This window comes from Novosphingobium sp. PY1 (genome assembly GCF_017312445.1).
Classification (GTDB): Bacteria; Pseudomonadota; Alphaproteobacteria; order Sphingomonadales; family Sphingomonadaceae; genus Novosphingobium.
This window is the reverse complement of the sequence record NZ_BLTI01000013.1, coordinates 273,648-298,403: the sequence shown is the minus strand read 5'-3', so window position 1 is coordinate 298,403 and position 24,756 is coordinate 273,648. Positions and strand designations below refer to the sequence as shown.

25 protein-coding genes are annotated in these 24,756 nt (G+C 63.9%); 3 read left to right on the top strand and 22 right to left on the bottom strand.

Translation table 11 applies throughout. The features are described 5' to 3' along the window. Positions 1-302: 302 nt before the first annotated feature. A complete protein-coding gene (locus J3474_RS19480; protein ID WP_207095290.1) occupies positions 303-1,328 on the bottom strand; it encodes an IS110 family transposase in 1,026 nt (341 codons plus the stop codon). A 325-nt stretch (positions 1,329-1,653) separates the two neighbouring features. After that, the gene (locus tag J3474_RS23045) at positions 1,654-1,698 is read right to left on the bottom strand and encodes a hypothetical protein (RefSeq protein ID WP_376706547.1); all 45 of its coding nucleotides are present in this window, start codon (positions 1,696-1,698) and stop codon (positions 1,654-1,656) included. Here J3474_RS23045 and J3474_RS19475 point away from each other — a divergent pair. From J3474_RS19475 to J3474_RS19465, 3 genes are all read left to right on the top strand, one after another. Further along, entirely contained in the window at positions 1,684-2,025 is a 342-nt protein-coding gene (locus J3474_RS19475) for a type II toxin-antitoxin system RelE/ParE family toxin (protein ID WP_207095289.1), read from the top strand. The genes J3474_RS23045 and J3474_RS19475 overlap by 15 nt on opposite strands. Next, complete coding sequence (locus J3474_RS19470) at positions 2,022-2,309, top strand: DNA-binding transcriptional regulator (RefSeq protein WP_207095288.1); 288 nt, start codon at positions 2,022-2,024, stop codon at positions 2,307-2,309. The genes J3474_RS19475 and J3474_RS19470 overlap by 4 nt, the downstream gene beginning before the upstream one ends. Positions 2,310-2,417: 108 nt before the next feature. After that, positions 2,418-2,927 carry a hypothetical protein gene (locus J3474_RS19465; protein ID WP_207095287.1) on the top strand — a complete coding sequence of 170 codons (510 nt, stop codon included), beginning with the start codon at positions 2,418-2,420 and terminating at the stop codon, positions 2,925-2,927. Here J3474_RS19465 and J3474_RS19460 read toward each other — a convergent pair whose 3' ends face one another. From J3474_RS19460 to J3474_RS19365, 20 genes are all read right to left on the bottom strand, one after another. Further along, positions 2,928-6,686, bottom strand: coding sequence for a conjugal transfer protein TraG N-terminal domain-containing protein (locus J3474_RS19460; protein WP_207095286.1), 3,759 nt, complete (start codon positions 6,684-6,686; stop codon positions 2,928-2,930). An 8-nt stretch (positions 6,687-6,694) separates the two neighbouring features. Beyond that, positions 6,695-8,116, bottom strand: coding sequence for a conjugal transfer protein TraH (locus J3474_RS19455; RefSeq protein ID WP_207095285.1), 1,422 nt, complete (start codon positions 8,114-8,116; stop codon positions 6,695-6,697). Between the two features lie 61 nt (positions 8,117-8,177). Then, entirely contained in the window at positions 8,178-8,768 is a 591-nt protein-coding gene (locus J3474_RS19450; protein ID WP_242528495.1) for a hypothetical protein, read from the bottom strand. Continuing rightward, complete coding sequence (locus J3474_RS19445) at positions 8,765-9,649, bottom strand: conjugal transfer protein TraF (RefSeq protein WP_207095312.1); 885 nt, start codon at positions 9,647-9,649, stop codon at positions 8,765-8,767. The genes J3474_RS19450 and J3474_RS19445 overlap by 4 nt, the downstream gene beginning before the upstream one ends. Before the next feature lie 29 nt (positions 9,650-9,678). Next, the gene (locus J3474_RS19440) at positions 9,679-10,275 is read right to left on the bottom strand and encodes a S26 family signal peptidase (RefSeq protein WP_207095284.1); all 597 of its coding nucleotides are present in this window, start codon (positions 10,273-10,275) and stop codon (positions 9,679-9,681) included. Then, the gene (locus tag J3474_RS19435) at positions 10,247-11,251 is read right to left on the bottom strand and encodes a type-F conjugative transfer system pilin assembly protein TrbC (protein ID WP_242528494.1); all 1,005 of its coding nucleotides are present in this window, start codon (positions 11,249-11,251) and stop codon (positions 10,247-10,249) included. The genes J3474_RS19440 and J3474_RS19435 overlap by 29 nt, the downstream gene beginning before the upstream one ends. Beyond that, positions 11,232-12,308 carry a conjugal transfer protein TraN gene (gene traN, locus J3474_RS19430; RefSeq protein ID WP_376706546.1) on the bottom strand — a complete coding sequence of 359 codons (1,077 nt, stop codon included), beginning with the start codon at positions 12,306-12,308 and terminating at the stop codon, positions 11,232-11,234. Before traN ends, J3474_RS19435 begins: the two co-directional genes overlap by 20 nt. Then, a complete protein-coding gene (locus J3474_RS19425; RefSeq protein WP_207095283.1) occupies positions 12,305-14,233 on the bottom strand; it encodes a hypothetical protein in 1,929 nt (642 codons plus the stop codon). Before J3474_RS19425 ends, traN begins: the two co-directional genes overlap by 4 nt. A 277-nt stretch (positions 14,234-14,510) precedes the next feature. Then, entirely contained in the window at positions 14,511-15,524 is a 1,014-nt protein-coding gene (locus J3474_RS19420) for a TraU family protein (RefSeq protein WP_207095282.1), read from the bottom strand. Then, positions 15,521-16,219, bottom strand: a complete 699-nt coding sequence (locus tag J3474_RS19415; protein WP_207095281.1) for a conjugal transfer protein TraW — start codon at positions 16,217-16,219, stop codon at positions 15,521-15,523. Before J3474_RS19415 ends, J3474_RS19420 begins: the two co-directional genes overlap by 4 nt. Positions 16,220-16,221: 2 nt before the next feature. Next, positions 16,222-16,548 (bottom strand): hypothetical protein, encoded by a 327-nt coding sequence (locus J3474_RS19410; protein WP_207095280.1) that lies wholly within the window; start codon positions 16,546-16,548, stop codon positions 16,222-16,224. Beyond that, complete coding sequence (locus J3474_RS19405) at positions 16,548-19,100, bottom strand: TraC family protein (protein WP_207095279.1); 2,553 nt, start codon at positions 19,098-19,100, stop codon at positions 16,548-16,550. Before J3474_RS19405 ends, J3474_RS19410 begins: the two co-directional genes overlap by 1 nt. After that, positions 19,097-19,735, bottom strand: a complete 639-nt coding sequence (locus J3474_RS19400) for a TraV family lipoprotein (RefSeq protein ID WP_207095278.1) — start codon at positions 19,733-19,735, stop codon at positions 19,097-19,099. The genes J3474_RS19405 and J3474_RS19400 overlap by 4 nt, the downstream gene beginning before the upstream one ends. A gap of 35 nt (positions 19,736-19,770) precedes the next feature. Further along, positions 19,771-21,069, bottom strand: a complete 1,299-nt coding sequence (locus J3474_RS19395; protein ID WP_242528493.1) for a TraB/VirB10 family protein — start codon at positions 21,067-21,069, stop codon at positions 19,771-19,773. Further along, positions 21,066-21,866 (bottom strand): type-F conjugative transfer system secretin TraK, encoded by an 801-nt coding sequence (locus tag J3474_RS19390; RefSeq protein ID WP_207095277.1) that lies wholly within the window; start codon positions 21,864-21,866, stop codon positions 21,066-21,068. Before J3474_RS19390 ends, J3474_RS19395 begins: the two co-directional genes overlap by 4 nt. Next, positions 21,850-22,488 carry a TraE/TraK family type IV conjugative transfer system protein gene (locus J3474_RS19385; RefSeq protein WP_207095276.1) on the bottom strand — a complete coding sequence of 213 codons (639 nt, stop codon included), beginning with the start codon at positions 22,486-22,488 and terminating at the stop codon, positions 21,850-21,852. The genes J3474_RS19390 and J3474_RS19385 overlap by 17 nt, the downstream gene beginning before the upstream one ends. Before the next feature lie 8 nt (positions 22,489-22,496). Next, positions 22,497-22,763, bottom strand: a complete 267-nt coding sequence (locus tag J3474_RS19380; protein ID WP_207095275.1) for a type IV conjugative transfer system protein TraL — start codon at positions 22,761-22,763, stop codon at positions 22,497-22,499. Between the two features lie 137 nt (positions 22,764-22,900). After that, positions 22,901-23,227 carry a hypothetical protein gene (locus J3474_RS19375; RefSeq protein ID WP_207095274.1) on the bottom strand — a complete coding sequence of 109 codons (327 nt, stop codon included), beginning with the start codon at positions 23,225-23,227 and terminating at the stop codon, positions 22,901-22,903. 184 nt (positions 23,228-23,411) lie between these two features. Further along, positions 23,412-24,170, bottom strand: coding sequence for a DsbC family protein (locus tag J3474_RS19370; protein ID WP_207095273.1), 759 nt, complete (start codon positions 24,168-24,170; stop codon positions 23,412-23,414). Continuing rightward, positions 24,118-24,507, bottom strand: a complete 390-nt coding sequence (locus J3474_RS19365; protein ID WP_207095272.1) for a hypothetical protein — start codon at positions 24,505-24,507, stop codon at positions 24,118-24,120. Before J3474_RS19365 ends, J3474_RS19370 begins: the two co-directional genes overlap by 53 nt. Positions 24,508-24,756 lie beyond the last annotated feature (249 nt).

Sequence of the window (24,756 nt, the reverse complement as noted above, 5' to 3'; positions counted from 1 at the left end):
CAGCGGGTCGTCTAATCGCCCACCCGAAGTCAATGCCTATTTCATGGTGAAGATGAGGCTTTTGTATTCGATCGTTTGCCGGGAGCATGGTCGTCTACGCGGTCGATACAGTTCGGTCGCCGCAGAATAGAAATTCGTGGGTGAGAACTTCCTATGTTCGTGCCGCAATCTGCCAATGCAGGCAGTTGCTTCCCGCTACTCGGAATGATCTCATCCGCGTCCCGGCAGGGACGGTCCGTGGCATCCAGCTGGATGCGAGCCTGCTTCTTCCTGCTGCTATCTGTCGTTGATGCCGATGCGGTTCACGCAGTCATCTCGAGGCGGCGGTCAAACAACTCACCTGTTTTCATCATCGTGTGCATGATGACCGCCAGCTTGCGGGCGAGCGCCACCGCCGCCCGCTTGAAGCCGAGACGGTCTCGCAATTCGAGGCCCCATCTGCGCAAACTGCTGTCAGCGATAGATCGCGTCAGAATGACGGCGGCAGCCTCGTAAAGCAGCGTTCGCAGATGGCTGTCTCCCCGGCGCGAGATATGGCCGTCATAATCGACCTCGCCAGACTGGTAGCGTTTGGTCGTCAAGCCGACCCATGCACCGACAGACCGCGAATTCTTGAAATTTGCCGGATCCTCGATGGCTGCAGTGAACGCGGTTGCGGTGACGGTCCCGACGCCAGGCACTGACATGAGCAAGCGGCAATGCTGGTTCTCCCGTGCCATGGCAATCATCTGCTTGTTCAGCTCAGCCGCCTGGCGCCGCATGTCGCTCCAAGCCCGCAGCAAAGGCAGAATAATCTGCGCCAGCTTCGGATCGTCCTGCAACAGAACAAGCACGTTTCGCTCGAAAACGCCGCCAACGCCTTTGGGCACGACGAGGCCAAATGTCTTCATCAAGCCGCGGATCTGGTTGGACAACTGGATCTGCATCTTGAGCAATTGCCGTCGGCCGGCGACCAGCGTCCTGATCAACATGCTGTCGAAACCTTTGACGCGAACTTCTCGGTAGAAGCCAACCTCGGCAAGATGGGCGAGCCCATCGGCGTCGTTTGCATCCGTCTTGTTCGGCGCCATGTCGAGATGCGCCTTGGCGTGGCGTGCATCGATGCAGATCGCCGGTAACCCTTCCGCCGTCAGAGCATGATAGAACCATACCGATAGAGGTCCTGTCTCAAACACGATACGCTTTGCCTGCGGGGCACGTTTGCGGATCATCTCCGCCAGAAGCTTCGGATCAGAGGGGCACTTCCCGCGCCAGATGCGCTTGCCGTCCTGCCGAACCGAAATCGAAGTGTCTTTCAGGGAAACATCGAGGCCGATATACTGCTCCATGGTTGTCCTCCGTACGATGCCTGGGCCCGGTGCACATCGTGAGCCCGTTCTTCATCCTATCGGGGGGCAACCAACCTGCCAGCAATCTCGATCCACGAACCAGCCTCTCCGGCGGTCGCTCCCGCGATTACCCTATGTTCGTACATGTCCAACAAAGCCGACATGACATTGCACCCGAGATGGGACCCCACCATGTCCGCTATCTGGGAACGGGAAAGCTCCCGTTAGAGGCAAAGAAGGGTCGTATTTCTTCGAGTCAACGAAGGCGACATGACCGTCTTCATACGCCATTGCCTCATACGCCATTGACTCATGTGCCATTGACTCATGCGCCATTGGCGCATAGAAAGTGCCCATGACCAGCTTGCAGACCGTTGTGGAACTGCCCGAGTTCCTACGACGGGCCAAGGCGATCATGTCCGACAAGGAGCGTACCGCGCTGGTGGATTACCTCGCTGCCAATCCCGAAGCAGGTGTTTCGCTGGGCGGAGGGCTGCGCAAGGTTCGCATCGCGCGGGAAGGGGGCGGCAAGAGCGGCGGTTTCCGAACCGTCCACGTATTCGGCGGTATGCAGATGCCAATCTTTCTCGTCACCGTGTTCGCCAAGAACGAGAAGGACAACCTCAGCAAGGGGGAACAGGCTGAACTCATCGCGCTCGGCAAACTGCTGCTCGCACATTATGGAGATCACTCATGAGTGCCTTTGAAAGTATCAAGCAGGGACTGACCGAGGCGCTAGCCTTCGCCGAAGGCAAGGACACCGGGGCGGTCGTGCATCAAGTGGAAGTTCCCACTGTCGATGTCGCGGCGATCCGCGCCAGTACCGGCCTATCGCAGGGTGCATTCGCACGCAGCATCGGCGTGGCCAAGGGCACGCTGCTCAACTGGGAACACGGCCGCCGCCGTCCCACGGGCCCTGCCCAAGTGCTGCTGGCGATGATCGCGAAGCGGCCTTCGCTGGTGAGCGAATTGCTGCGTTAGGGTCAAGCGCAGCCGTCATACAAATTTGAATCGACAAGTTCGCAAATCCCCATCTCGCGAAGGAGGGGAGGGGGCGAGTTACCATCTTGCGGCATCGAAGGAACGGCTGTGTGGCAAGAATTTCACCTCAATCCGATCGGTTTTCGGTTTCGAACGATCAACCTTGATGGTAGCTTCGCGTTCGGAAAGGATCCCCCAGTGGAACCCGCGAACGATCCGAGCAACACCACGCAAAATCACGCGCCTCTTGGCAGGTCCAAGCCAAAAGCGTCTGCTTGGCTGTGGCGGCCATGGCGGGCAAAACTGTGGTGGGCAGGCATCGCCGCCTACTGGGCGGGCAAGTGCGCGTCGTTCTATGTTCCGTCGCTAGAAGGCTTCTACACCAGCGCGCTCGCCGGTTATCTGAACATTCTGTTCTTTCCGATGACGGCACTGCTCATTCTCGGGATTGGCTTCGCGCAGGCACGGTTTGCCGCGAGCGATTGGGAATTCGTCGAACCGACACACGAACAGATGTTCCCAAAGCGTTCAGTCGGAGGATGGCGCGATCCCTACTCGGATCCGCTGGATCCTCGATCAGGAATTCTGCACACGCGGCATTTCCAATCCAAGAAATGATTACTTATCCCTGCGTTCCTTGAAACTTGGATCGCCGTCGAAAGGCCCGCTAGCGAGGTCATTTGAGAACCGGCCAGTACCGAGAACGGATGACTGCTCAATTGAAGTCAGTGGGCCGGTAATGTCAGCGGTCCCCCGGCCTGCATCCCCTTGCTCAAGATAGCGATTACGCAGGCCATCCCGCCCCAGCACCTGGCGGCTGAGTTCTTGTGCAAAGGTGTTCGCAGGATTGGCAGATCGAGTTGCTGCACGTTCGGCAGCAGCAATTGCTTCGCGAACATCGTAGTTCACGATATCGAGGTGAGCACTGGCCGTTTCTGAAGTGCTGCCCCGATCTGCGCTAACGAAGCCCAGATTACCGGACACCCCGCCAGAAATTGCGTTCCCCGCTGGCTTCTGGCTTTGTTCTGCACCCTTGCCGGAAACGCTTCGATTGGCTGCTGCCGATACTGAAGCGCCAACTTCAGTCCCCATGGAATTGTGATCTTGCGCCGCACGCTCAATGCTGCGCGTCCACCCTGTCTGCGCCATAACCGCCTGAACATCGCGCTGCAGCGTATCGGCCACCTGCGGTTTCAAGCGCCAGTTACCATGCCGATCCATTTCGAACCCGCCGCGCAGCCAGCTTGCCATCGCGGCATGGCCTTCCTTCCCGCCGCCCAGGAAATGCTCGATCGTATCCGGCCCAGCCTGCTTGCCTGCCTCGAAACGCGTGCTGGTATCGCTGCGGGCGGACTGGCTGAAGCCCGTGCTGCTGGAAACCAGGACATCGTCGTGCGCAAAGGAGAAACGGGCTGTTCCGCCATTAGCGATAGCCCCCAACTGGCTCTCGTTGATCAGACCGCCGCGCCACATGGCCGCAGCCGTCCGGGACGTGAGATTGACACTGAAATCCCCGTTCTGGTCCATCGCGATCTGGCGCCTGGTGAGTTTGATGCCGTGATCGCCGAGCAGCTTCTGCATGCGGGTCAGCCGTTCGTTGTCGACGATGCGGGTGAGGCGTCCGTTACGCGCCCGGTCGGCGATACCATCAGCGCCGCCTTCGGCCATGTCGACCTGATTGCCCGAGGTCTGTCGCAGCGCCTGGATGAAGCTGTCGAGCCGGGCAGCCTGCCGTACGGAGGTTCCGGCTGCCACGGCGCCTTCGGCATAGCCAAAATTCTCCGACTGCCGCCGCTGCTCGCCAATGCGTGCTGCGCTGCGGGTACCGCCGGTTCCCACCTCCCGCTGGGCATCAAGCTTGCCGGACCGTTCGGCAAAATCGTAGCCTGCCGCCTCGCGAGTGCGTCCATAAATGCTGGTCCCTTCGCGCGCGGCTTCGGTGCTCGCCCCGTCGGCCGTCCCCACCGAAACAGCGGCATTGTACGTCTCCAGGGCGTGCAAGACCTGAGCCTCATTCCGGCCAGTAGCGCGGGAGAGTTGGGTGATGGCAGAGGAGCGCGCCTCGCCCGAGAGGGCATTGATGAAGGCGATGCGGCGGCTGGTTTCATCGAGAGGAAGGCCGAGCATGGAGGCAGCGGTGCGCTGGCCTTCGTTGTTCCCCGTTCTCCAGGCTTGTTCGGCCGAGACATTGCCGCGCTCCACTTCAGCCACGCGATCCCCGGCGTAATCGCGCCGGCCCTGCATGGCGCCAACCTGGACCTGCGCGCCGGTCAGATCGTTCTGCAGCATCTGCTCTTGCTCGTAGGCATTGGCGATGAGCTTGGCGAAGGTAGGATCGGCTCCGGCCTCACCGATCACGCCGGTGGCCTTCAGTTCTGCGTCGGCCTTTGAATAGCCGCCGCGCTCAAAATGCCGGGCTGCACCCTGGAACATCATCGAATAGGCACGCTCGTCGCCGAAGGCCTTCCATTGCACCATGTTCTGCGCGAAGGCGGCGAAGGCCTTCTCGCCCGACTGGCCCGCGCCAAAATAGCTGGTTCCCAGGCTGCGGAGGGCATCCTTTTCGGCAAAGTTATGGATCGCCGCGGTCGTCGCATTGGCGCGCACTGCACGGGCCACCGCCGGGTCGGCGAGACTGCGGCTGCCAAGGGCAGGGGCGATACCGCCAAGTTCGCGTGCAGCATCGACCGCGCCCATCCCGAAAGCGGGGACACCGGGCATGCCGCTGCTCGCTTCGCCAAGGACCGTGTCCGCCGCGCCGAACGACCGGTTCGCCCCGAACGTGGAGCGCTCGCCAAAATCACCAAAGCTCGAGGTCGCGCTGCGCCTTGCCTTCGTCCCGCCTGCGGAGGCCTGGGCCTCGAGCGCCGAGGCATAGCCTTCGCGCGTTGCCATCGGAGCGGCTGCCGCGGAACCCAGCCCCTGGGCCTGCAATGCGCCGCCGGTGAAGCTGGAAAACACGTTTCCGGAGAAACGGAACACGGTGAAGACGAAGGCGCCAGCCAATCCCGCCGCCGCCGTGCGGAAGGTGCCGAAGATGGCGAGAGCCTTCATCGCGGCCGAGGGCGCCAGCATCCAGGCGTTGGCGGCAACCGCGTTGCTGCGCATTTGGGCCAAGACTTCCATCGCCCGGCCCAGCGTTAGCTGATAGATCCCGGCATCGATCACGCCCCATAGGGCGACGAAGACGAAGAGCCCGATCGCAAAGCTCGCTACGCGCAAGTTTATGGGGGTCAGGACGAAGAGCAGGGCGATCGGCACCATGAAGAGCATGATGGCAAAGACGGTGGCCCGGATCGTCGGCATCCATTCGTTGGCGACCGACATCGTGGCAAGGCCATTCGAGACAATCGCCCGGTTGGCCATGACCCGGGCTGCGGCTGCCGGACTGTCCTCGAAGAGCACGTCGCCCACTGCATTGCCGAGCAGCACATCGCTCATGAAGGCCTGAAGGACAAGCGGCGTGCCCATCATCATTTGCCCCATGTCGCCAATCCGCGAGCGGCAACGGGCAAGCTGTGCGGCATCGGCTATGTCGTACCCTGTGCGCTGACAGACCTGCCGGGTGTAATCGTCGAACAGGGCGGGATCGGACAGCCGGGCCTGGATATGATCCCAGGCCTCGGTGCAACTGACCGTAGTCCCGCCCTTGTCGGCGGCGGTATAGACCGTGCTGAATGTCGATGGCCCGGCCATGGCCGCAAAAGCTGCGGGCAGGTCGGTGGCCGTGCGAAACAGCTGGTCATCGTCGACAGGGTAGGACGGAGAGACGCGCGCAACCGGATAACACTGGCGCAGGTAGTCCTTGATCGTTGCATCCAGGAAGCTGTCGGTCATCGGACCATTGGGCGAAACCGCGTTGAGGAAGAGATCGAAGCTGTGCCCGCCCGCGCCGAACTCGAGCTTGGCATTCGGATCGAGCGTATTGTCGTCGATGGTCTCGGCGAGCGAGCGCTCCATGAGGTTGGTGACGCCAGCCACCAGGACGAGAAGGTTCGGCACATCGCCCACTGGCTGATAGGCGTTGCGCACCTTGTCGTAGACATGGACCGTGCCCGTTGCGGCGATGAGCCCCACGAAAAGGCCGACGCCCACCAGGATCTGGAAACCGAAAGCGACAAGGCCCATACCTTGCCCGCGCACGCTGGCGATCACGGCGCCGAGCGCAATGCCGACCACCGCAATGATCACGACCAGCGTTTCGTAGCGCGGGTCCGCAAAGATCATCGAGACGAGCCGGAACGCATCCACCGTCTCGGCAAAGCCGTCATAGGTATAGAAACTCGTATCGACCGCCAGGGCTGGCGTCGCGATCAGGCTCAAAGCCAGGGCGGTGAGAAAGCCGGAGACGGTGCCGCCAAGGGAGGTCCGGGTCATATCTCGCCTCACCGGCCAGGCGCTGCGGCGGCACCAGCGGCATCGCGCGCATCGCGATCACGCTGACGGATGAGCCCGGCATAATTCGCGGAGAGATTGGCGGCATCGAGCGCTGCCATATAGCTCTGGCGCATCTGCGCGCGCTGACGCAGCACTTCATCGCGCAGGCCCCGAAGCTGCTCAATGCCCTTTGTGAGAATGCGGGTCTGGCACAGGTTCGTATTGGCGGCATCGGCTGCGCCTGCCGCATTGGCTCCGCGTTCGGCGTTCGAGACGGCAAAGTCGATGCTGCGGGTGAGGTCATTGAGCATCTGGTAGGCGAGGGTGAGGGCAACCAGTTCGTCGGTATCTGCGATCACCGAATCCGGAACGCCCTGACGCACGCCCCATTCGAGCATGCGGTAGACGGGGAGAGTGCGGATATTGGCGACGAACTGGCGCTCATCGGACGTGAGCGTGCTGCGCGATCTGATCTTGCCGGCGATCGCCTCCATGCGCTCGCGGGCCAGATCCAGTGCGCCCTTGCCGGTTCCCTCCGAGCAGTCTGCAGCGGTCGCCGGAATGTTGAGCGCGCGGCGCTGGACCTTGCCGGTCAGAAAATCCTCAGCACTTTCGGTGTCCTGATGCGGGCACGCCGGGATTGCCGAGAAGAGCGGGACCTTGTCGGCCGCGTCCCAGCGCATGTAAACGTCGCCCACCCGCGCACGCATGACGCTCGCCCAGTCCCCAGCTCCGACACGTGTTGCGGCATGGGACAGCAGCGATCCGGTGCGGAAGATCTCAGTAACTTCGGCCGGACAATTGGCGAGCGCGTCCTTCAGGTCCTCGGTCGGGTTGTTGGCATTGGCCTCGATCTTTTCGCGGCTCTGCTGGTAGCTCTTGGCAAAGCCTTCCTTGACCGACTTGTAGCCGGTCATCTCCTCGATGATGCCCGACATATTGTCATCGCCTTTGGCGATCTGGACCATGCGGTTCGCAAGCCGGCAGTCGTTCACCTGGATCGAGTTCAGGAAATTGGTCGCCGCTTCCATCTTCGAGATGATGTTGCCCATCTTCTCGTCGAGGGTTTCGAGGAGGTACTGGAAGGCGACGGCGGGGGCTGCCTGGAGGATGCTTTCCAGTTTCTGGACGAGGTAGTCGGGGTCGAGAAAGGACATACCGCCCAGGAACATGTCGATACCGCCGCAGCCCGCCTTGATCTTGGGCAGGGTGAGACTGGTTAGGTAGTCGCTATGAACATCGACCCGGCCCGACATGCCGCCCGCAGTCACATAGCCGCGTGTCTGGTCCTCGAAGCTGCCGGGGCTCGTGTAGGTGACGTTGTCGAACCAGGTCTCTGCCCAGCTCTGGGCATGGGCTGGCGCGCTTGCTGCGCACGAGGCGAGCAGCAAGGCTGCTGCAAGGTTGCGGCGGTAGAAGCACTTGGCCATGGCGGGCGTCTTTCTGTTCGTGCCGATAGGGGAAGGGACCTGCCCGCCATGAACGGTCTCTTCAGCGATGTATTCGGGATATCGGGCTTGCACCCACGATCCCGGTGAATTTGGACAGTGCGCGTACGCCCACCTGAGCGCGCACGCCGGTCAGCATGCGTGCGGCAAGCCAGGCATTGCGCGCCAGGTTCCGCGCATGATCGGTGCCGATCGCGATGGGAACGGTGCGGTTTGGGTCATCGAGAGGCCGGACCCAGGCGACTGGATGGCCGACCCAGGGCAGGCCAAGCCGGCCAGAGCGCAGCAGGGCGTCCTCGCTCGATATCGTACGGATTTGCCAGCCATAGTGCTGGCGCAGCATGCCGAGCCGGGTCCACAGATCGGCGCAAGGCACACACCCCGGCGCGGTGCTCATTTCGATCACGAAGGCAGGTGCATAGGCGCGCAGAGATCCGGCAAAGTCGGACGGAAATTCGCGGGTGACCGGTACACGCGCAAGCCAGGACTGCATCTGCGAGTGGGTGGTGACCGGATGAATCGCGGCTGCCCGCGCATCCTCGCGCGTGGCAGGGCGGGCCCAACCGGACGGGCCATGTGCGGTCGGACAAGTGGCGGCCATGACAGTGATCAGGAGGCGAATGCCTTGCTTCATTGGCCAGGCCCATAAAGGGCTGATTCATCCCCGATCCCTCTATCCTGGGACAGCGCACGCGGATCGCTTGCCGCGATCGGGCCGGCCGAGAGGGCATCGAAGAAGCCGCCTTCCTCGCCCGCGCCCGTCATGAACTGTTCGGGCCGGATGTCGCCTGTCAGCAGCTTCACGGCTTGGTAGGCCATCTGGGCAAGGTTGGGATAGGCCTCGATCCCGGCGGCAATGACCATTCGCTGGTGGCTGTTCCTGCGAATGATCATGGTGGTGGGTGTCACTTCGACCCCGTAGCGCGCTCCGAGGTCCGGACGCCTGTCGAGGTCCATCAACGTGACCTGCCAGCCCATTTCGTCCTGGAAACGCTGGACGATCGGCCATTGCACACGGCAGTAGCCGCAGGTCGTGCGCGAGAACATCACGAGCGCGAATTCGTTGGCGTGAGCCCGCAAGTAGCGCTGGCGGACCTCGTCCTTGTGCGCGGTAAGCTCGGCCCTTGCATCGCCTACCATCGGGTTGGCTGACTTTGAGTTCAGGGCCGGATTTTGCAGCATGGCAATCTGGGTGAGCCCGGCGAAGGCACGCGCCTTGCGGCGGGCGAAGTCCTCGAGGCGCCAGAAATCGGCGACGGCATCGACCGTGAGTACGGTCGCGGCATAGTCGCGCTGATCCTCGATCAGCTTGCGGATGCGCGGCGGTGTCCATGCCGCGAGCTCTGCCATGGGCGGAATCACGGGTTTGACTAGCGCATCGGCATCGCTTGCCTCGTCCGGCACCGGTTTGGGAGGCTGAAGATACCACCAGTAGCCCTGTTTGGTCTCGGGAGGACTGGTGCCCGATCGTGCGAGGGCGGGATGGGGCTTGTTCAAGGCCAGGGCCAACGCCATGGTGGCTATGCGGGCTAAAACCTGGACCCTCACAGCACTTTCCTCATCCGCGTGAGGCGCAGAATCGCCACTGGTCCGTAGTAGCGGCTGTCGAAGCCATCGGGCTGGGGCGAGCCGACATAGACCATGCCGGCCGGAATGACGGGGCCTTCCGGATGCCAGTGGGTGAGCGCCTGCCCGTTGCGGCCCAGAGGCTTGGAAATGCCGAGCAGCTTTCCGTTGCAGTAGTACCAGCCATCGCGCGTTCCAGGATGCATCGAGGGTCGCTCGACCATGGTGATCCTCTCGCCCGGCAGGCACAGCGCTTCCTTGGTCACGCTGACAGGTTCCGGCCCCGCGAGCGGATGCGAGAGCGTGAACATGACGAAGTCTCCCTTGCGGATGGGACCGGGGTCGGCGCGCACCGCGATGGCGGGGATCGAGGGGCTCATGACCCAGGTGACCTGCGGGATGGCCCACCAGGCAAGGAACCCTGCAGGAAGGACGATTGCGTAGGCTTTCCAGAGCCGGGCCGGGCGAACCGGCTCGCCGAGCCCCGCGCTTCCCAGCGCCACGGCGGCGCGCAGCGGCAGGTCGCGCAAGGCGGGCCAGGCGCCTCTAGCGGTTTTCCAGGCGAGTCGCAGCATCGCGCACCTCCTGTCTGCCGCCAAGGCGTGCGTATTCTTCGAGCATTCCGGAAAGAGCCGCATCGCCGTAGATGACATGCGGGCTCACCGGCGTGTTGTCGTCGCGCTCGCAATAGGGCTGCGCCGGATCTCCGGGGATCATCGCCAATGCAGGCACGCGCGTGACGCCATGCTGGCGGAACACCAGCGGATCGACGATGATCTGGACATCGCGCATCGCGCAGGCCGGGCCTTCGCAGCCCGGATCGATGCGCAGGATTTGTGCAGAGAGTTTCGCCATCGGGCCGACATGCGTCAGCCCGCCCGGCATCCCCCGAAACGCCATGACCCCGCCTGCTTTCTCAAGCTGCCCTGCGTATGTGCGCAGCACCGCAACCGGCATGGACGACGAAGCGAACAGCACTGGTACCCAGCCTTTGGCCGAGGGTGATGGCACCGCCTGGGCCAGAGGCATCACACCGGGCGCATCGAGCCCCAGCGCCTGCGCCATGCGCCTGGCCATGGCCTTGCGCTCTGCCGCCACACCCTCGCGCGCTGCCTCGAGCCCCGCACGCGCCCGCATCTCCAGTTCCGGCGAAGGTGTCCGCGCCCGCAGACCATCGAAGGCCCGGCGCCTCTGTTCGTCGGGCAGGTCCGGGAGCGCGGTGGGTCCCGATACGGTGTCCGTCTTCTGCCGGCTCACGGCCTGCTTCAGCTGCTCCATAGCCGCAGTGCCCTGCTGCGCGACCGGACGTCCGGTTCTCGGAGCCTCATTGGCCAGAGCCTCCTGAGACAGCGCAGAGAAGGCAGGGACGAAAAGCGACAGCACTACCAACGCGAGGGTGCGCCCATTGCGGATTTGGCTCAGGCCGGAGCGAGAATGGGTAGGTTCGAGAACCGGCGCGGAGCGTACTTCCAGTACGTGAGCACCGGAAGCGCAGAACATGCCCGTTCGCAGCCCGGCATCAGCCAAATCCCTATCGAGTGAAGTAGGCATCGATCCTGTCCTCCATATCGATTTGTATCTCGCTCTGGGTGCGGGCCTCGATGTCCGAGTAGTATTCGGAGAGGTCCATCTTCGAGAAATCGAGGGCCTGGAACTCTTCAGGGGTGAAGCCGCGGCAGTAGGGATTTTTGGGCGTGCCCCAGCCAATTTCGTTGAAAGCGATAAGCTGAGGGCGGCCCTGTTCCTGGATGATGCGCCCGAGCCGGGTATTGAAACAGCAGTGGCCCTTCGCCTTCTGGACGCAGATGCCCAGGATCTTGGACGAGCAATAGGTCCCGACCTCATGGCACATGTCCGAGCCGCGCAGCATCCCGGTCTCCATGTCTTCCTGGTCGCACCCGGCGAGCAGGACCTCGATCATGAAATTGACGGCAAGGCTGATCGCGATCGAGGTCGGATCGATCCCGACAATGAGCGCGTTCGCGCCGGCACTCGCCGCTTCGCTTGCCGTGGCCCCAGCCTGGAACGCGGTATAGGCGGCTTTCATTCCGGTGAAGACGCCCTTGGCGACGGCGATCTTGGTGCCGATCGAGGCGACGGACGAGCCCATGCCGTCCTTGACGATCTTGCCCTTGTCCTTGCAGCAGTTCTGGAAGGTGTCGGAAAGTCCTGGCGGACGGCAGCGCATGGCGCGCCCGGAAAAGATCTCGATTTGCGCAAGGCAATTGCCGTCCGCATCGACTTCGCCATCGGCAGGAACGCCCGGATCGTTCATGGCCGGTTCCTCGGTGATCGGCGTGGCACCGGTGTCGAGGCAGCTGCGCGGCGAGCAGGAAGGGGTACCGCCTGCGGCGGGTGTCTCGCAGGCGAACTGGTCTCCGAGCGGGCAAGTGTAGGAACCGGCCGCGTCCGACACGCATTGCACCTCTTCGATCGGGCAAAGTCCGTTCCCGGAGGCGGTCGAAAGGCAGCTCGCGGTCTCTCCGGGATCGGCGGCATCGCCATTGCCATTAAGGTCCGCGGCGCAGACCGCATCGGCATGGGCAGGTGTTGCGAGGACCAGGCTCGCGCTTGCCATGAGGGCAAGGAGGAGAGCAGAGTTTCTCATTGCTCGGCGCTCGTGCAGACCATGTCCTGGCCTGCGAGCCGCACGGTCTGCATCATGACCACCGCCTCGGGAAAATCGTCGAGGCAGCCGCAGGCGCTTACAATCTCTTCACCGGGCCCCGTGGGGCAGACATTGGCATTGTCGCACACGTGATAGAAGGTGTCGTATCCTGCAGGATCGTTCTGTTTGGTGCCGACGACGCCGTCAGGCGCGGCATCGGTATTGGCGCGCGGCGCGCGCGTCTTGCAGATCATTTCGCAGGCTGGGACCGAACCCCGGTCCGGCAGACTGAAGGGCTGCATTGAAGTCGTGACGGTGCCATCGGCCGCGGTCTGGCGATCGGCCAGCAGGGTCTCGGTCGAATGGTCGATGATATAGGCGCCGCGGCTGAGATCGGGCTCGGGCAGCGCGGCGCTGTCAACGATGCAGCGGTATTGCCGCTCACGCGTGAAGAAGTCGCGGGCGAACTGGAACGTACAGGCTCCGGTTCCGAAAAGGCGGGTCTGGGGCAGGGGACGAAGGCCGGTGCCTACGCCGTTCACGACCGTGTCCACCCCATCGGCGCTCTCGCTGTAGAGGCGGCAATTGCCGTCAGCAGCATTAGCGGCGCAAAGGTCGATCAGTCTCTCGCTGACTTCGCATCCTGTCTGTGCCTCTACTTCGACATCGATGTAGCCCCAACGCCCGCCGCCGCCTGCGCGAACCCGCGCGGCAACGCTGGTCGTACCCGCCTTCAGTCGCGGCGTGATGTCGATGCTCGTCCGGTTGTACCAGGCGCTGCCGCTGATCCGGCAGTCGCCCGAAGGCAGGCCTTCGGTAAGCCAGGGACGCTTGCCGGCCGAGCCCACGATCACGCCATTGACGCGGCCCTGGACCCAATCTTCGGCGCCCATTTCGACGATCCGCGCCGAGATCAGCCGATCGGGCTCATGGACGTCGAACGTGGCGGTATAGAAGGGAGGATTGGCTCCGCAGGCGCCGTCGCCGCCGATCCGGTAGCGGCGGCAGTTCCTGCCGCAGCTCGTCACTGACTGGACCGCGCCGGAAACGCCAAGAATATCATCGAAATCCCAGGACCGGATGGTGATGTCCCGGCTGATCGAGCAGGACCGCGTCACTTCTGCCTTGCCGGAACCGGCCGCCGAGCCTTGCAGGGCCTGGAAAACCGAGTTCGTGGAGCTGAGCGCGAAGGCATCCCCGCCGATGGCCGCGGGATTGTCCCGGTAGGCGGTCTCCTCGGTGGTATCGCCACCCGTGCAACTGGTCGTCAGCGCCCCGACATAATCGATGACGGGGCCGTTGATCCGCGCTTCGGCCACCCCAATTGCCGGGAAGGCTGTCGTGAGCGCGCCCACCATGCCGCCGCCCAGGTCCTTGAGCACGGTCGCCAGATTGCCGAAGACGAGATTGCTGCCGCAGCTGTTGTTGATGCAGTAACATCCGGCAAGCTGAGGCATCTGGACCTCGGTGAGCTTCAGATCCTTTGCGGCATCCACGTCCCAGCGGAACGCGCGGCAATTGGCCCAGGTGCCGGGATCGCAGGATAGCAGGCCATTGGCGCAGATGCCCGATACCGGAACGGGCAAGTTCGATGTCGTATCGAAGGCGCCGTCCATGTCCTTGTCGCGCGAGACCTGGACGAGGCCAATGTCGCCGGTTGCCGAAGGCTGGATCAGGACTTCGAGAAGTTTCGCGCTTTTCTGGCACGCGATCGTGGGCGTGAACGTCTTGCTCCCATCGATCGTCGTCACGGCCTCTCCGCTCATGGCAGGCGTCACGTAAGTTTCGAGCAGCACATCGCTGCTCCCGGTCTTGGCGCGCGATGCGCTGGCCGCGGTTCTTGCGCGCTCCTCGACGCTCTGTGCCTGGAGGCTGGCGGGGAGCAGCAGGATCGTGCTGGCGGCAAGACGGGGCCAGTGCGTCATTGCCCGTGCCCGCCGGAGACGAACCCGCTGCCGCTCGAATTGCGAAAAGCAAGGTTGGCCGGCACGGCCGAGGCGGAGCCCGGGACGGTTGAGAGGAGGAACGTCCGGGAAATCCGCCATCGGCCGTGCCGGCCAGGGGTGGAGCGGCCCTGCCGGGGGGCAGGCAAGGCCGCTCCTGTTCCGCGCGAGTCCCGGCAGCCTTCGTGGCTGTGGCGGGCAGACCATTGCGGGACCGGGCCGCGCGCGGAATGTGGATTGGTGCATGCCGGGTGAGCGTTCATGGCGTGCTCACTCCGGCGCAGCAGATGACTTTCTCGAAGAGCATGAACTGGGCGTTGTCCTGCCCCGGCGCATGCTTGGCCGACGACCACAGCGCGCCCGGCCGCCCGACATTGACGCAACTACCGCCCTTGACCGGCTCCATCAGCTGGTACTTGTAGCGGCTCTTGGTCCAGATGGGCTGGGGGATGAACGAGCAGCCGTCGGCCGAGGAAATGGTAAGCGCGCCAAGCCGCCCCATCATGAAGGTGCCGCGCGCCGCCAACCCGGCCCAGGCCTCGACGCTGTCATCGAAATGAATGTCGCCAGCGACCGGGTAGGTCGCACCCCACGAACCCATGCACCAGAACAGGGGGTCGATGACCTTGCCTGCGGCGGCCGCGGCGCTGTCGGCCATGCAGGCAAGGCCCGCGGCAGGATTTCCGAAGAGGATGCCCTCGGGTTGGATGATCGCGCCAAGCGTTCCCGACTGCCAGGTCGGCAGCACCTCGGTGATCATCGCCACGTCGAAGCCGTCGTCCTCGAGGCAGGGCAGGTCGGTGAACATGTCGAGCATCTTCCAGACTGGCGAGATGTAGTAGTGCATCTGCGCAAACATCTTGCGCGTGTTCGTCCCATCCGAAATCGAGCTCTGGCTGCCCTGGAGGCGGCCATGGGTGGGCATCAGATCAGCCCCCAATGCCATCATGCAACCTGGCTCGGTCACCACATCGATCATGCGATTGGGGGACCAGAAGCTCACCTTGACGCCGAACCAGAAGGTCGCGCCCTTGCGGCAGGCGCACAGCGGCTTGGAAGAAGACTGCGCATCGAGCTCGCGCGAGAGCTTGTCGGTGCTACCCACGCGTACGCCGCCGATCGTGATCGGGAAGATGCAGTTCCAACGCACCTTGGTGATGGGATTGAAGACGGTGCCTGCCGGGCAGGATGATGCCTGGGCCGGGCTCGCTGCTAGGCCTGAGGCGAAAAGCAGGGCTGCTCCAAGGGCGTTTCGGATGCGTGAGCGGCTCATGGCTGGGCCCTCCGTTCGCTGGCGGGCTTTGCCGTAGCGGCCTCTCGGGTCCCGCGCCGATCGAGCCGGACTTCGGTAAGTTCGAGTTTCCTGCCTTGCTGGCGCACCACGACGGGCGCGACGGTAAGGCCAAGGCGCTGCTTCACACGCTCTTCCAGAATGAAGATCGGCCGGCCCCACCGCTGCGAGAGCGTAATCGCATCCGAATCCTGCGCATCGCCGGCCGTCAGCAGGATGAAATCCGTCAATCCCGCCGTTCTGAGCGCCCAGTCGAGGTCACGCGGCCGGACCACGACGAGCCGCTGGGGAAGCGTTACATAGTCGAGCGGATTGAACGTGTAGCCCCTGGGGTAAAGGACCTCGCCGCCCGGAAGCCGGATCTCGGTATCGAGCGTGTAAAAGGGAACCACGCTGCGGGTGCGCCTGACCTTGGCGGGCGCTAGCACCGCCGCCTTCATCGCCGTCCAGGTGGATCGCGGGCCAAATTGTGCTCGCATGTCGGCAGGGAGCCTGGCGGAGCGCGCCTCGATTTCTGAAAGCGCATCGGGTTCGGCGATGGGCCAGGTCCGCCCGATCGTCGATGTCGCGGCATCGGCGCTTGCTCCAAGAAGCGCGGAGGCCAGCACCAGTGTGGCGACGGTTACAGCCTGGAAGATCGCCACCGCGCGGGCGCGATTATGTCTGGTCGGGTGCATGTTCACCGGCGCCTCCAGCGGCGCAGCCGATCGAGGACATTGCAGGTAACGCCTGACAGCACGATGAGCAGCATGCCGCTGGCGAAGCAGGCTATCCCAACGAGGAACGCCCCGCGCATGACCAGGGGCATGGGCTGGCCAAGTGTGAAGCCTGCCGCGATCACCAGGGCCGCCATCATCAGGCTTTCGACGAAGATCAACCGGAAGCGCCAGCGAATGGCTTGCGCCTCGGCGCGGATGGCAACGCGCGCCTCGATGATCCGCTCTATCTCTGCGTCCTTGCTCCAGTCGAGCGTCATCTGATCCGGGTGGGGGCGGCGCGTGCGCATCATGCAGCCGCCTCGTCGCTGGCGCTGAGCAGAAGCGGCGGCCGGGTGCCCAGGATCCCGGCCGGATCGACACTGGCAAGTTCGCAGACCGCCTCGAGCGGAGAGCGGCCGCGCCGGATCAGCGCCTCGAAGGCGGCGACTTCGGTCGGCGCCGAGGTGTTGATCCAGTAGCTGAAGGGATCGACAACGAGCCGGGCGATACCCAGACCCAGCGGGGAGTCGATGAAGACCTCGGAATAGTTGGGCTTGTTGTTTCGGACCGACTTCAGGAGGTCGAGCACGAAGGGCGAGTAGTCGAGGATCTTGTTCTCGACGGCCTTCTCGTAGGTCGAGCCCTGGAGCAGGAAGCGCGTCGCGGCGTTTTCAAGGATGACCTGGCCGGTGCCGCCGAAAAGCAGGAGGTCGTTCATCGACTGCATGACGATGCCGAAGCTGCCCTGGTACTTGCGTGCGCGGCGGTAGCCTTGCCCGAAGGCTTCAGCGAGACGCGAGAGGTCCTGGCCGTCGCTGCGGGTCATGAATTGCGCGGCCTCGTCGCAGAGCACGAAACGCGGCCGGTCGCGGCCCGAGAGGTAGAGTTCCTGGGTGACGGCGTTCACCACCACCATGACCACGACATTGAACAAGTCGGGCATGTTCTTGAGGCGCTCGAGTTCGAGCACCACGAACTCGTCGCTGGAAATGTCGAAGGTCGATGGCCCGTTGAAGTAGTGGCCGTAGGCGCCGTCCGAACCGAAGTCGCGCAAGTTGAAGGCAAGCTCGCGCGCGACGGGGAGGAGGTGCTCGACCTTGTCGAGATCGGTCCGGGTGTGGGCGGGATAACTTCCCAGCCATTCTCGCACCGCATCGATGCCCCGTTCGGCGCGGCCGGAATCGATCGTCCATTGGACAGCGGACTTCAGGAGATTCCATTCCGAGGTGGAAACGCCCTTGCGGGTCGCGGCATTGGCCATTTCGGCAACAATGGCGACGGCCATGGCGATCGCCGACTGCTTGTCCTCGCCGTCGATCGCCAGCCCAAGATCGAAGGGATTAAGGACGAGACGTTCTTCGCCAAGATCGATGTAGCGGCCAGAGCATAGGGTACAGAGCTTGCGGTAGGAACCGCCGATATCGATGATGCGGATGAGCGCGCCGCTCGCGTAATACTGCTGGCACAGGTTGTTGAGGAGGAAACTCTTGCCCGCGCCGCTCTCGGCCGAGACGATGAAGTTGTAGTTGTTGATGCGCGGATCGAAGAGGTCGAGCGTGATGAGCTGGCCCTTGCGCCCGGTATAAAGCAGGGCCGGGCGCCCGCCGCCGCGAAAGTCGGTCTGGATCGGGCTCATCAGCACGGCGGCTTTCACCGGCATGCGGAAATCGCGCTCGAGCATGCGCAGCGTCTTGCCGTCGGGGTAGAGCCCGAAGGGGAGGCTCATCGGCAGCAGGATCGGATTGAGGTAGCTTTCCTCCTGCATCATGAAGGGGAGCGGCTCGGCTTCCCACAGCCGCCTTGCGCGCGCGGCCATCTCGCGGGCCTGGCCGCGTGTTTCACCGAAGACCCAGACCGAGGGGATGACGCGCACGAAACGGCTGCTCCCGGCCTCGTCGAGCACCCAGCTGATTTCCTCGATCTGCTTGCCGACCTCGACCGCGAAGGAGCCTGCGGCCTTCTGGGCCGAGAGGATCTGCGCGCGCTTGTGAATCTCGAACGCGCTGTGATCAAACAGGACATTGAGGGTGTAGAGGAAGGGGCCGCCGATCTGGTCGCTGTCCTCGGCAGACCCGCGGATTCCTCCGGTTAGCCGGCTTGCGCGTTCGGCAGTGATGCGCCGGGCGGGCGCCTTGGGTGTCAGGCACCGTGCGACCTGGCCGCCGAGGAAGACTTCGGGGCCTTCGAAGAGCAGGTCAGGCCCGGCATCGATGATCTGCTTGCGCAAGGGACGCGGGGCGCTGCCATCGCTGGTGCCATTGACGAAGCTGCCGGGCGCGTCCGTGAAGAGCCCGTTGAAGACGCGCCGGTAAAAGGCCATCAGGGCTTCGGGCGGCATCGGCGCGATCCCGAGCCTCGCCAGTTGTTCCTCGATCTGGCGCCGGGGATCGCGGCCCAGCGGCTTGCGCGTCTTGACCGCCAGGAAGGTGCGGAAGTTCCTCACCGGGATGCCATGCAGAGCGCCGAGCCCGTGACGTCCTTCGCGCAGGTAATCGTAAGTGCGCCGGGCCGATGCCTGGATCAGCGGATCATCGCGGGTTTTCAGATCGAGGAAGGCATCAAGCGCGGAATCGACAAGCGGATCGGCAAAGCTGATGATCTGCAGCACCGTGCCAGGCTCGAAGTGGATATTGAGCAGGCCCAGCAGCGCCGAATGCACATGCGCGAACATGTAAGCGCTGGGTGTCAGTTCCCATGCGTAGCCCCAGCCATCGTCGATCGTGAGGAAAGCGCCTTCCTCCTCGGCCCAGGCGACGAGTGGCAGGTGATCGGAGTAAGAGTCCCGCGAAACCTGCCGGCGCAGCGCCGCGAAGCTGAGGTCGCTTGCCTTGCGGCCGTTCTTGTCCGTGCGCGTGTTCATCGGCCCGTCTCCGATGCTGCTGCAGGTGCCGGAACCCCGGCGACATCCGGGGCAATGCTGTCGGCGGGTGTTTCGCGGATCTGCCCCAGTATCGGCAGCTGTGATGCCGGAGACACGGGCTTCACCAGATATCCGCCCACCACCCAGGAGGGCCGCTCGAGGATCGAATAGACATAGCGCGGCATGAACAGCCGGTCGGGCCGCTGCCGGTCTGCGTAGGGGAGGATCAGCGTGCGCACCGTTTCTCCGGATTTGAGCATCGGCGTCACCGGCGCCTCGATCAGGCCCTGCAATTCGCGGTAAACGCTGTCACGGTAGCCCGCGAAGGCGCCCGCCGTGCCGGGCGCACCGCTACCGGGCTTGCCAATGGACTTGCTGCTGGCGCGCAGCAGCTTCCTGTCGTTGGTCACGGCGGGATCCGAGCGTGATGCGCGGCCCGCGACCGCATCCTCATAGGCCGCCTCGGGATGGATGCACTGTCCGTGATCCGGGTTCTTGCAGGAGAACTTTTCCGGGTAGGGCGACATGACCGACCCGAGCGAGGCGCAGCCGGAAAGCGAGCCTGCAAGGGCCATCAGAACAGGTGCAATCAGGCGCGTGGTTCGCGGCCTGGAATAATCGGGGAGCAGGACCATGGGGGCTTCTCCGGATGATGAGAGGAAGCGGGGCATCAGAACTGCGATCCCGCGCCGGGCTTGATCTCGAGGGCGACGCCCTCCTGGATGACGACGACCACATCCTTGGCGGCGCCGACCTCGACGATCGGGCCGGCCTGGCGGGCAAGGTCGAGATAGAAGTCGGTGAGCTTGTCCGAGGACTTGGAAAGTCCGCCCGCGATGCCGGTCTTTGCGGCATCGGCTGCATCGAGCGAGCGGACCGTTCCGAGCGCGGAGGTAGAGGTTTCACCGAAGGTGTTTTCGACCGTCTGGCTGATCCCGCTGATGGTCCCGGCTAGGAAACTGCGGGCCAGGGCTGCCCCGGCGCGTATCACCACGCGGCCCGACAGGCCCTTCTTGCCATCAGCATCGACGAAGAAGCCCTTGACCGGTTGGTCGACCACGGAATGTTCTTCGAAGTCGACGCAGGACAAGCTGACCAGCTGGACCTCGACGCGCTCCTTGGCGAGGCTGCCGGTCGCATTGCCGATGACGAAGCACCCGGAAAGGTTGGCCTTCACGTCATTGGGCAGAACGGCGGGCGCCTGGACCCGGGCTATGATCGGCTCCGGGTTCGAGGTCGCATCGCGGCTCGCCAGGGCATCAACGCCGGTCAGGAGCCGCGCCTTCATGAAACCAGGCGGTAAATAGATCGTCCGATTCTTTTTTTTCGAGTCCGCGGCCGAACCCTCGGCGCCCTTGGGGATCACCGGGCTTGTCGCCGAACCGATCGCGCCGACCACCTTTTCGACAGGCGGCGCGGGCGGGGCTGCAGGCGGTAGCGGTGGTGTGACCGTGATGTTGTCGGGGATGCCTTCGGGCGGCGGCGGAAAGGCCGGAGCCTCGCCATCCAGTGCCGGAGGAAGATCGCCGGTGTCGCTAGCCGCTCCATCAAGTCCTGACGCTTTGGTTTGGCCGGGCGCCTTGCCTTCCTCGATCGCGGCAAGGCGGTCGCCCAGCAGCTTCTGGTCGTCGAGCACCTTCTTGAAATCGCCGCGCAGTTTCTCCTCGAGACTGTCTCCGCGAAGACCCGCGCCCATGTTCAGCGTCGATACCGCCGGTTTGGAGGCTTCCGGTTCGTCACTTGCGCTGCTGGCGGTGTAGAGCGCATAGCCGAGCAGTCCCACGGCGCCCGCCAGCGCGGCCTGCTTGACGCGCAGGCGTGTTTGCGAGCCGAGCGCGTTCCACCGCGTGCGAAGCACATCGGCAAGCGATGGCGCCAGATCCGGCGGCGGCGGAGGTGTTTCCGGCTTTTCGCCGAGCTTCCTGTTCGATCGGGACATCGCGCCGGACGCACGAATACCATTCGTCATTGCGCCTCTCCCCTGCGGACGACGACAAGACGCGCGGTCTCGCCGGCCTTGAGGGCAAGCCGGTCGAGCGTGACCGCGAAGATGTTGGTGCCGAGATTCCGGTCGAGGAAGCTGCGCTCGTCGAGCGTCATGCTCGTCTCCGGGCTCACCAGGTATTCTGATGCCGACAACCCCGCGCCTTCGACAGCGACACGCCGTCGCTCGGTCAGTGCGATGCCTGGAAGGCCTGTCAGCGTCAGTGTGCCCGAGGCGGGCGCCACTTCGGCAAAGCTGGCGGGCAGCCGGTCCTGCAGCATGGCAAGGGTAATCGAGACCGCGCGCTCTTCCTCGACCAGAGGTCCCAGGAGATCGGCATTGGCTTTCGCGCGCTGGGTGCGCCCGGGCGTTAGCGTTACGGTTTGCGCCGGGATATCGGACGGCTCGGAATAGAGCGTGTAGATCGCCCCGTTACACGCAACGAAGAATTCCGAAGGGGTGGTCACATAGCTGCGCGTGACCGCGCCGGTGTCGTCCACTTCCTTGACCAGGAACTTGATCCAGGCGTCCGAACCGGCCTTTTCGACCGCGATGGCCTTCTCCGCGGAAAAGCGCACATCCTCGATCTCGCCGCCCTCGCACACCACGTGATTGATGTCGTGGTTGGAGAGGCGGATGGTGCTTGTCTGGCCCGGCAGGACCATGATCGCTTGAGCCATGACCGGTCCGGACGGTGTGAGCAGGGTGGCCGCAAGCAGAACTGCGCCGCCGGCGCGCGCGGGCCAGTGCCTGGTGGGCCAGCTCCTAGTGGGTTTCAGCATCGAACTTTTCCTCGGAAAGGCGGGTGAGCCAGAAGCGGCCGTTGTCGATCGCGTAACCGATCCGGAAATTGCCGCGGAACTTGCGGATGACCCCGCCGATGATGCGCACCTTCTCGACCGGCACGACGATCTCGGTCTTGTCCCAGGTCACGGGCTGGTCGGTGCGAATGTAGGTCGCGATCGAGAGCGTCGGATTGTTCGCGAGCTCGTCGAGAATGGCATTGAGGCTGTCGCGAAGGCCGTTGTAGGCGCTGGGATGCGCAAGGCTCAGAAGTTCCTGGAACTGGCGGTCGGCGCTGTAGGCCGAATAGGTCCCGGCCAGGCTGACCACGTTGCGGGTCATCGTGCGCAGGTAACCCGGCGAGGGCGTATTGCCGGTGACGTAAAGATCGCCGCCCGATCCGAACGGCACGATCACCGTGCGCTGGTTCTGGTTCGTGGTGTAGAGCAGCATGCCCAGCACCGCCGTCACCCCCAGCGTTCCCGCAATCGCGAATTTGAGGAGCCGGTTTTCCTCGAAGAGGTTGGCCGAGCCCTGCAGGTAGCGGTGGATGCCGAAGCTTGCCGGTTTGCCGGCGAGCGGATCCAGGCGCGCATCCTTGTCCTTGCTGAACAATGCCATCACCGGTCTCACTCGAAAAAGCGGATCTGGGTCGGACCCGGGTAGTGGCGGAAGCGCACGAGGCCCCAGCGCCATGCGAGATGGGAGAGGAACCCGCGCGGGCGGGCCCGCTTCCAGGGGATGAAAAGGAGAAGGGCGCCGATGAGCGTCCATCCGACGATCCCGCCGACGATGGCGGCGACGAAGATCGTCGACATGACCAGAATGAACTCGTCCGAGCCGAACCATAGGATCTGGACCGGGCCGTGCAGATACTGGGGCAGACGTTCGTCCAATGCCCTTCTCCTCCTGCTTCATGACACCTGTCGCCAGGCGCCATTGTCCAAAGGCCGGGGATCGGCCTTCAGCCTGGGGTGCGGTGCGCGCCCTTTCCTGGCCATGGGGGAAAACCAGGAGGCACGCGCACCGCATGTCAGATCACCATTCCAAAGGTCTGGAGGATGGTGTCCGACTTGATGAGGCAGACCGCGGCAACGATGGTCGGGATGCCGACCATGACGTTGGAAAAGAGCCGCGAGACGCCGAAGAGGAAGGCCGCGACACCGCCGACAAAGCCGAGCGGGCCCTTGACGCCCTTGTTCACGACGATGTCGTAGATGTCGTAGCCAAGATCGCCTGTGGCCGGTGCCGTGAAGGCGTGGGCGCCGGTGCTGAAAAGCACCATGAGGGCGAGGGGCACGCCAAGATTGGCGATCATGTTGGGGACGGCGAGGGCATTGCGCCCGAGTTTTGGGATCATCGTTTGTGCTCCATCAGATGGGAGCCGCCCGGGCATGAGCCTTTCGGCATCGATGGAATATCGCTGCCTGCCAGCGCGTGCGGTGGGCGGCTCCATGAGCGCCGCGCGTGCCGGCATTCCGGTCCGCCGCGCCGCGGCATCGAAGGCCGGGCAGCTGGCGTCCGCAAGATGGGTGATTTCAAAATCAGCGCGAGGCATTGGCGCTGGCCTTTTCCGTATCCTGCCGGCCTTCGAGAAACGCCTCGAGTTCGGCCTGCTGGAAGCCCGGGATGAGCTTGCCGTCAGCGATGAGCGTTGGCGTTCCGCCAATGCCCATGGCCTTGACGAGGCCGGCATCGTCCGCGACGCGCGTCTTTCCTTCCGGGCAGGTCAGAAGAGTATCCGGGGCCGCACCGGCGTAGATTGCATGGAAGGCGGCTGCCTGGTCCTTCGAGCAGAGGATATGCTCGGCCTTGGCTGCGGAACCGGGGTGAATCTGGCTCACGAAATAAATAAGCCGCCGTACAGGTTTGCCTTCGGCGGCCTTGGCTGCCCAGAACCTGTCCAGAGCACGGCAATAAGGGCAATCGGGATCGGTGAACTCGATCACGGTGGGGGCATTGTCCGGCCCGATGGCGAGCGCCTTCTGGGGATCGATGAGATCGAAACGCTTCCTGGCGCTGGCCTGCTGGGCGAGAGCGGTGACGTTGACACCGTTCTTGTCGTAGACGGTCCCGAACACGATGTGGCCGCTGGCCGGGGCATAGTAGATCACCCGTCCGCCCGCGAAGGCCTGGTAGATCGCACCCTTGATCGGCGCGGGACCGAAGTCCTCAAACGCCAGGTTTGTGAAGGTCTGGTGGAGCTGGCGCTGTGCGGCTTCGGCAGCCTTGCCCAGTACCTGGGCATCGTTATTGCTCGCCGCCGGTCCGGCTTGCGCCAGTGCGGGGGCTGCCGTGCTCATCAGGCCCGGGATGGCCATCGTGCTGATCGCCGATCGGGCCAGGCAGGCCATCTTGAACGAAAGGGGCATGGAGTGTGCTCCTGAAATGGAAGGGAGAGGGGGGACCCAGGAGCGCCGGATCGAGGCGGATTGTGCTACCAAGCGGAACCAGCGGTGCCGGCGTATCGGTGCTGCCATCAGCTTCGATCCGCTCGATCGCGAAACCGCCCGATGTGGCGACGATGCGATAGTGCGGAAGAACGCGAGGGGGCGGATCGAGGTGGGCGCTCCCGGCACAACCGGCGAGCGGGAGCACGACGAGCGCGGTTGTGTTCGCCAGGCGCTTGGAAGTGTACATCTCTCACATGGCCTCCTTTTCCGGTGAGATGCTGAGCAAGCAGCTGATCTCCGGTTCCTGGATCGGGCTCGGGCAGAAAGCTTCGGGCGTTATCGGATGGTGATTGCCGTCACCCCTCGTCGGGATGGCTTGAGGTGAACCGATGACGCGGATCCGGGCAACGGGCAGGGCACTGACGTGCCTGTTTCGGCATCTGCGTGCCGATTGCGGCACTGCCGTGCCGAAAATACCCGTCAAATTGGCAGAAAA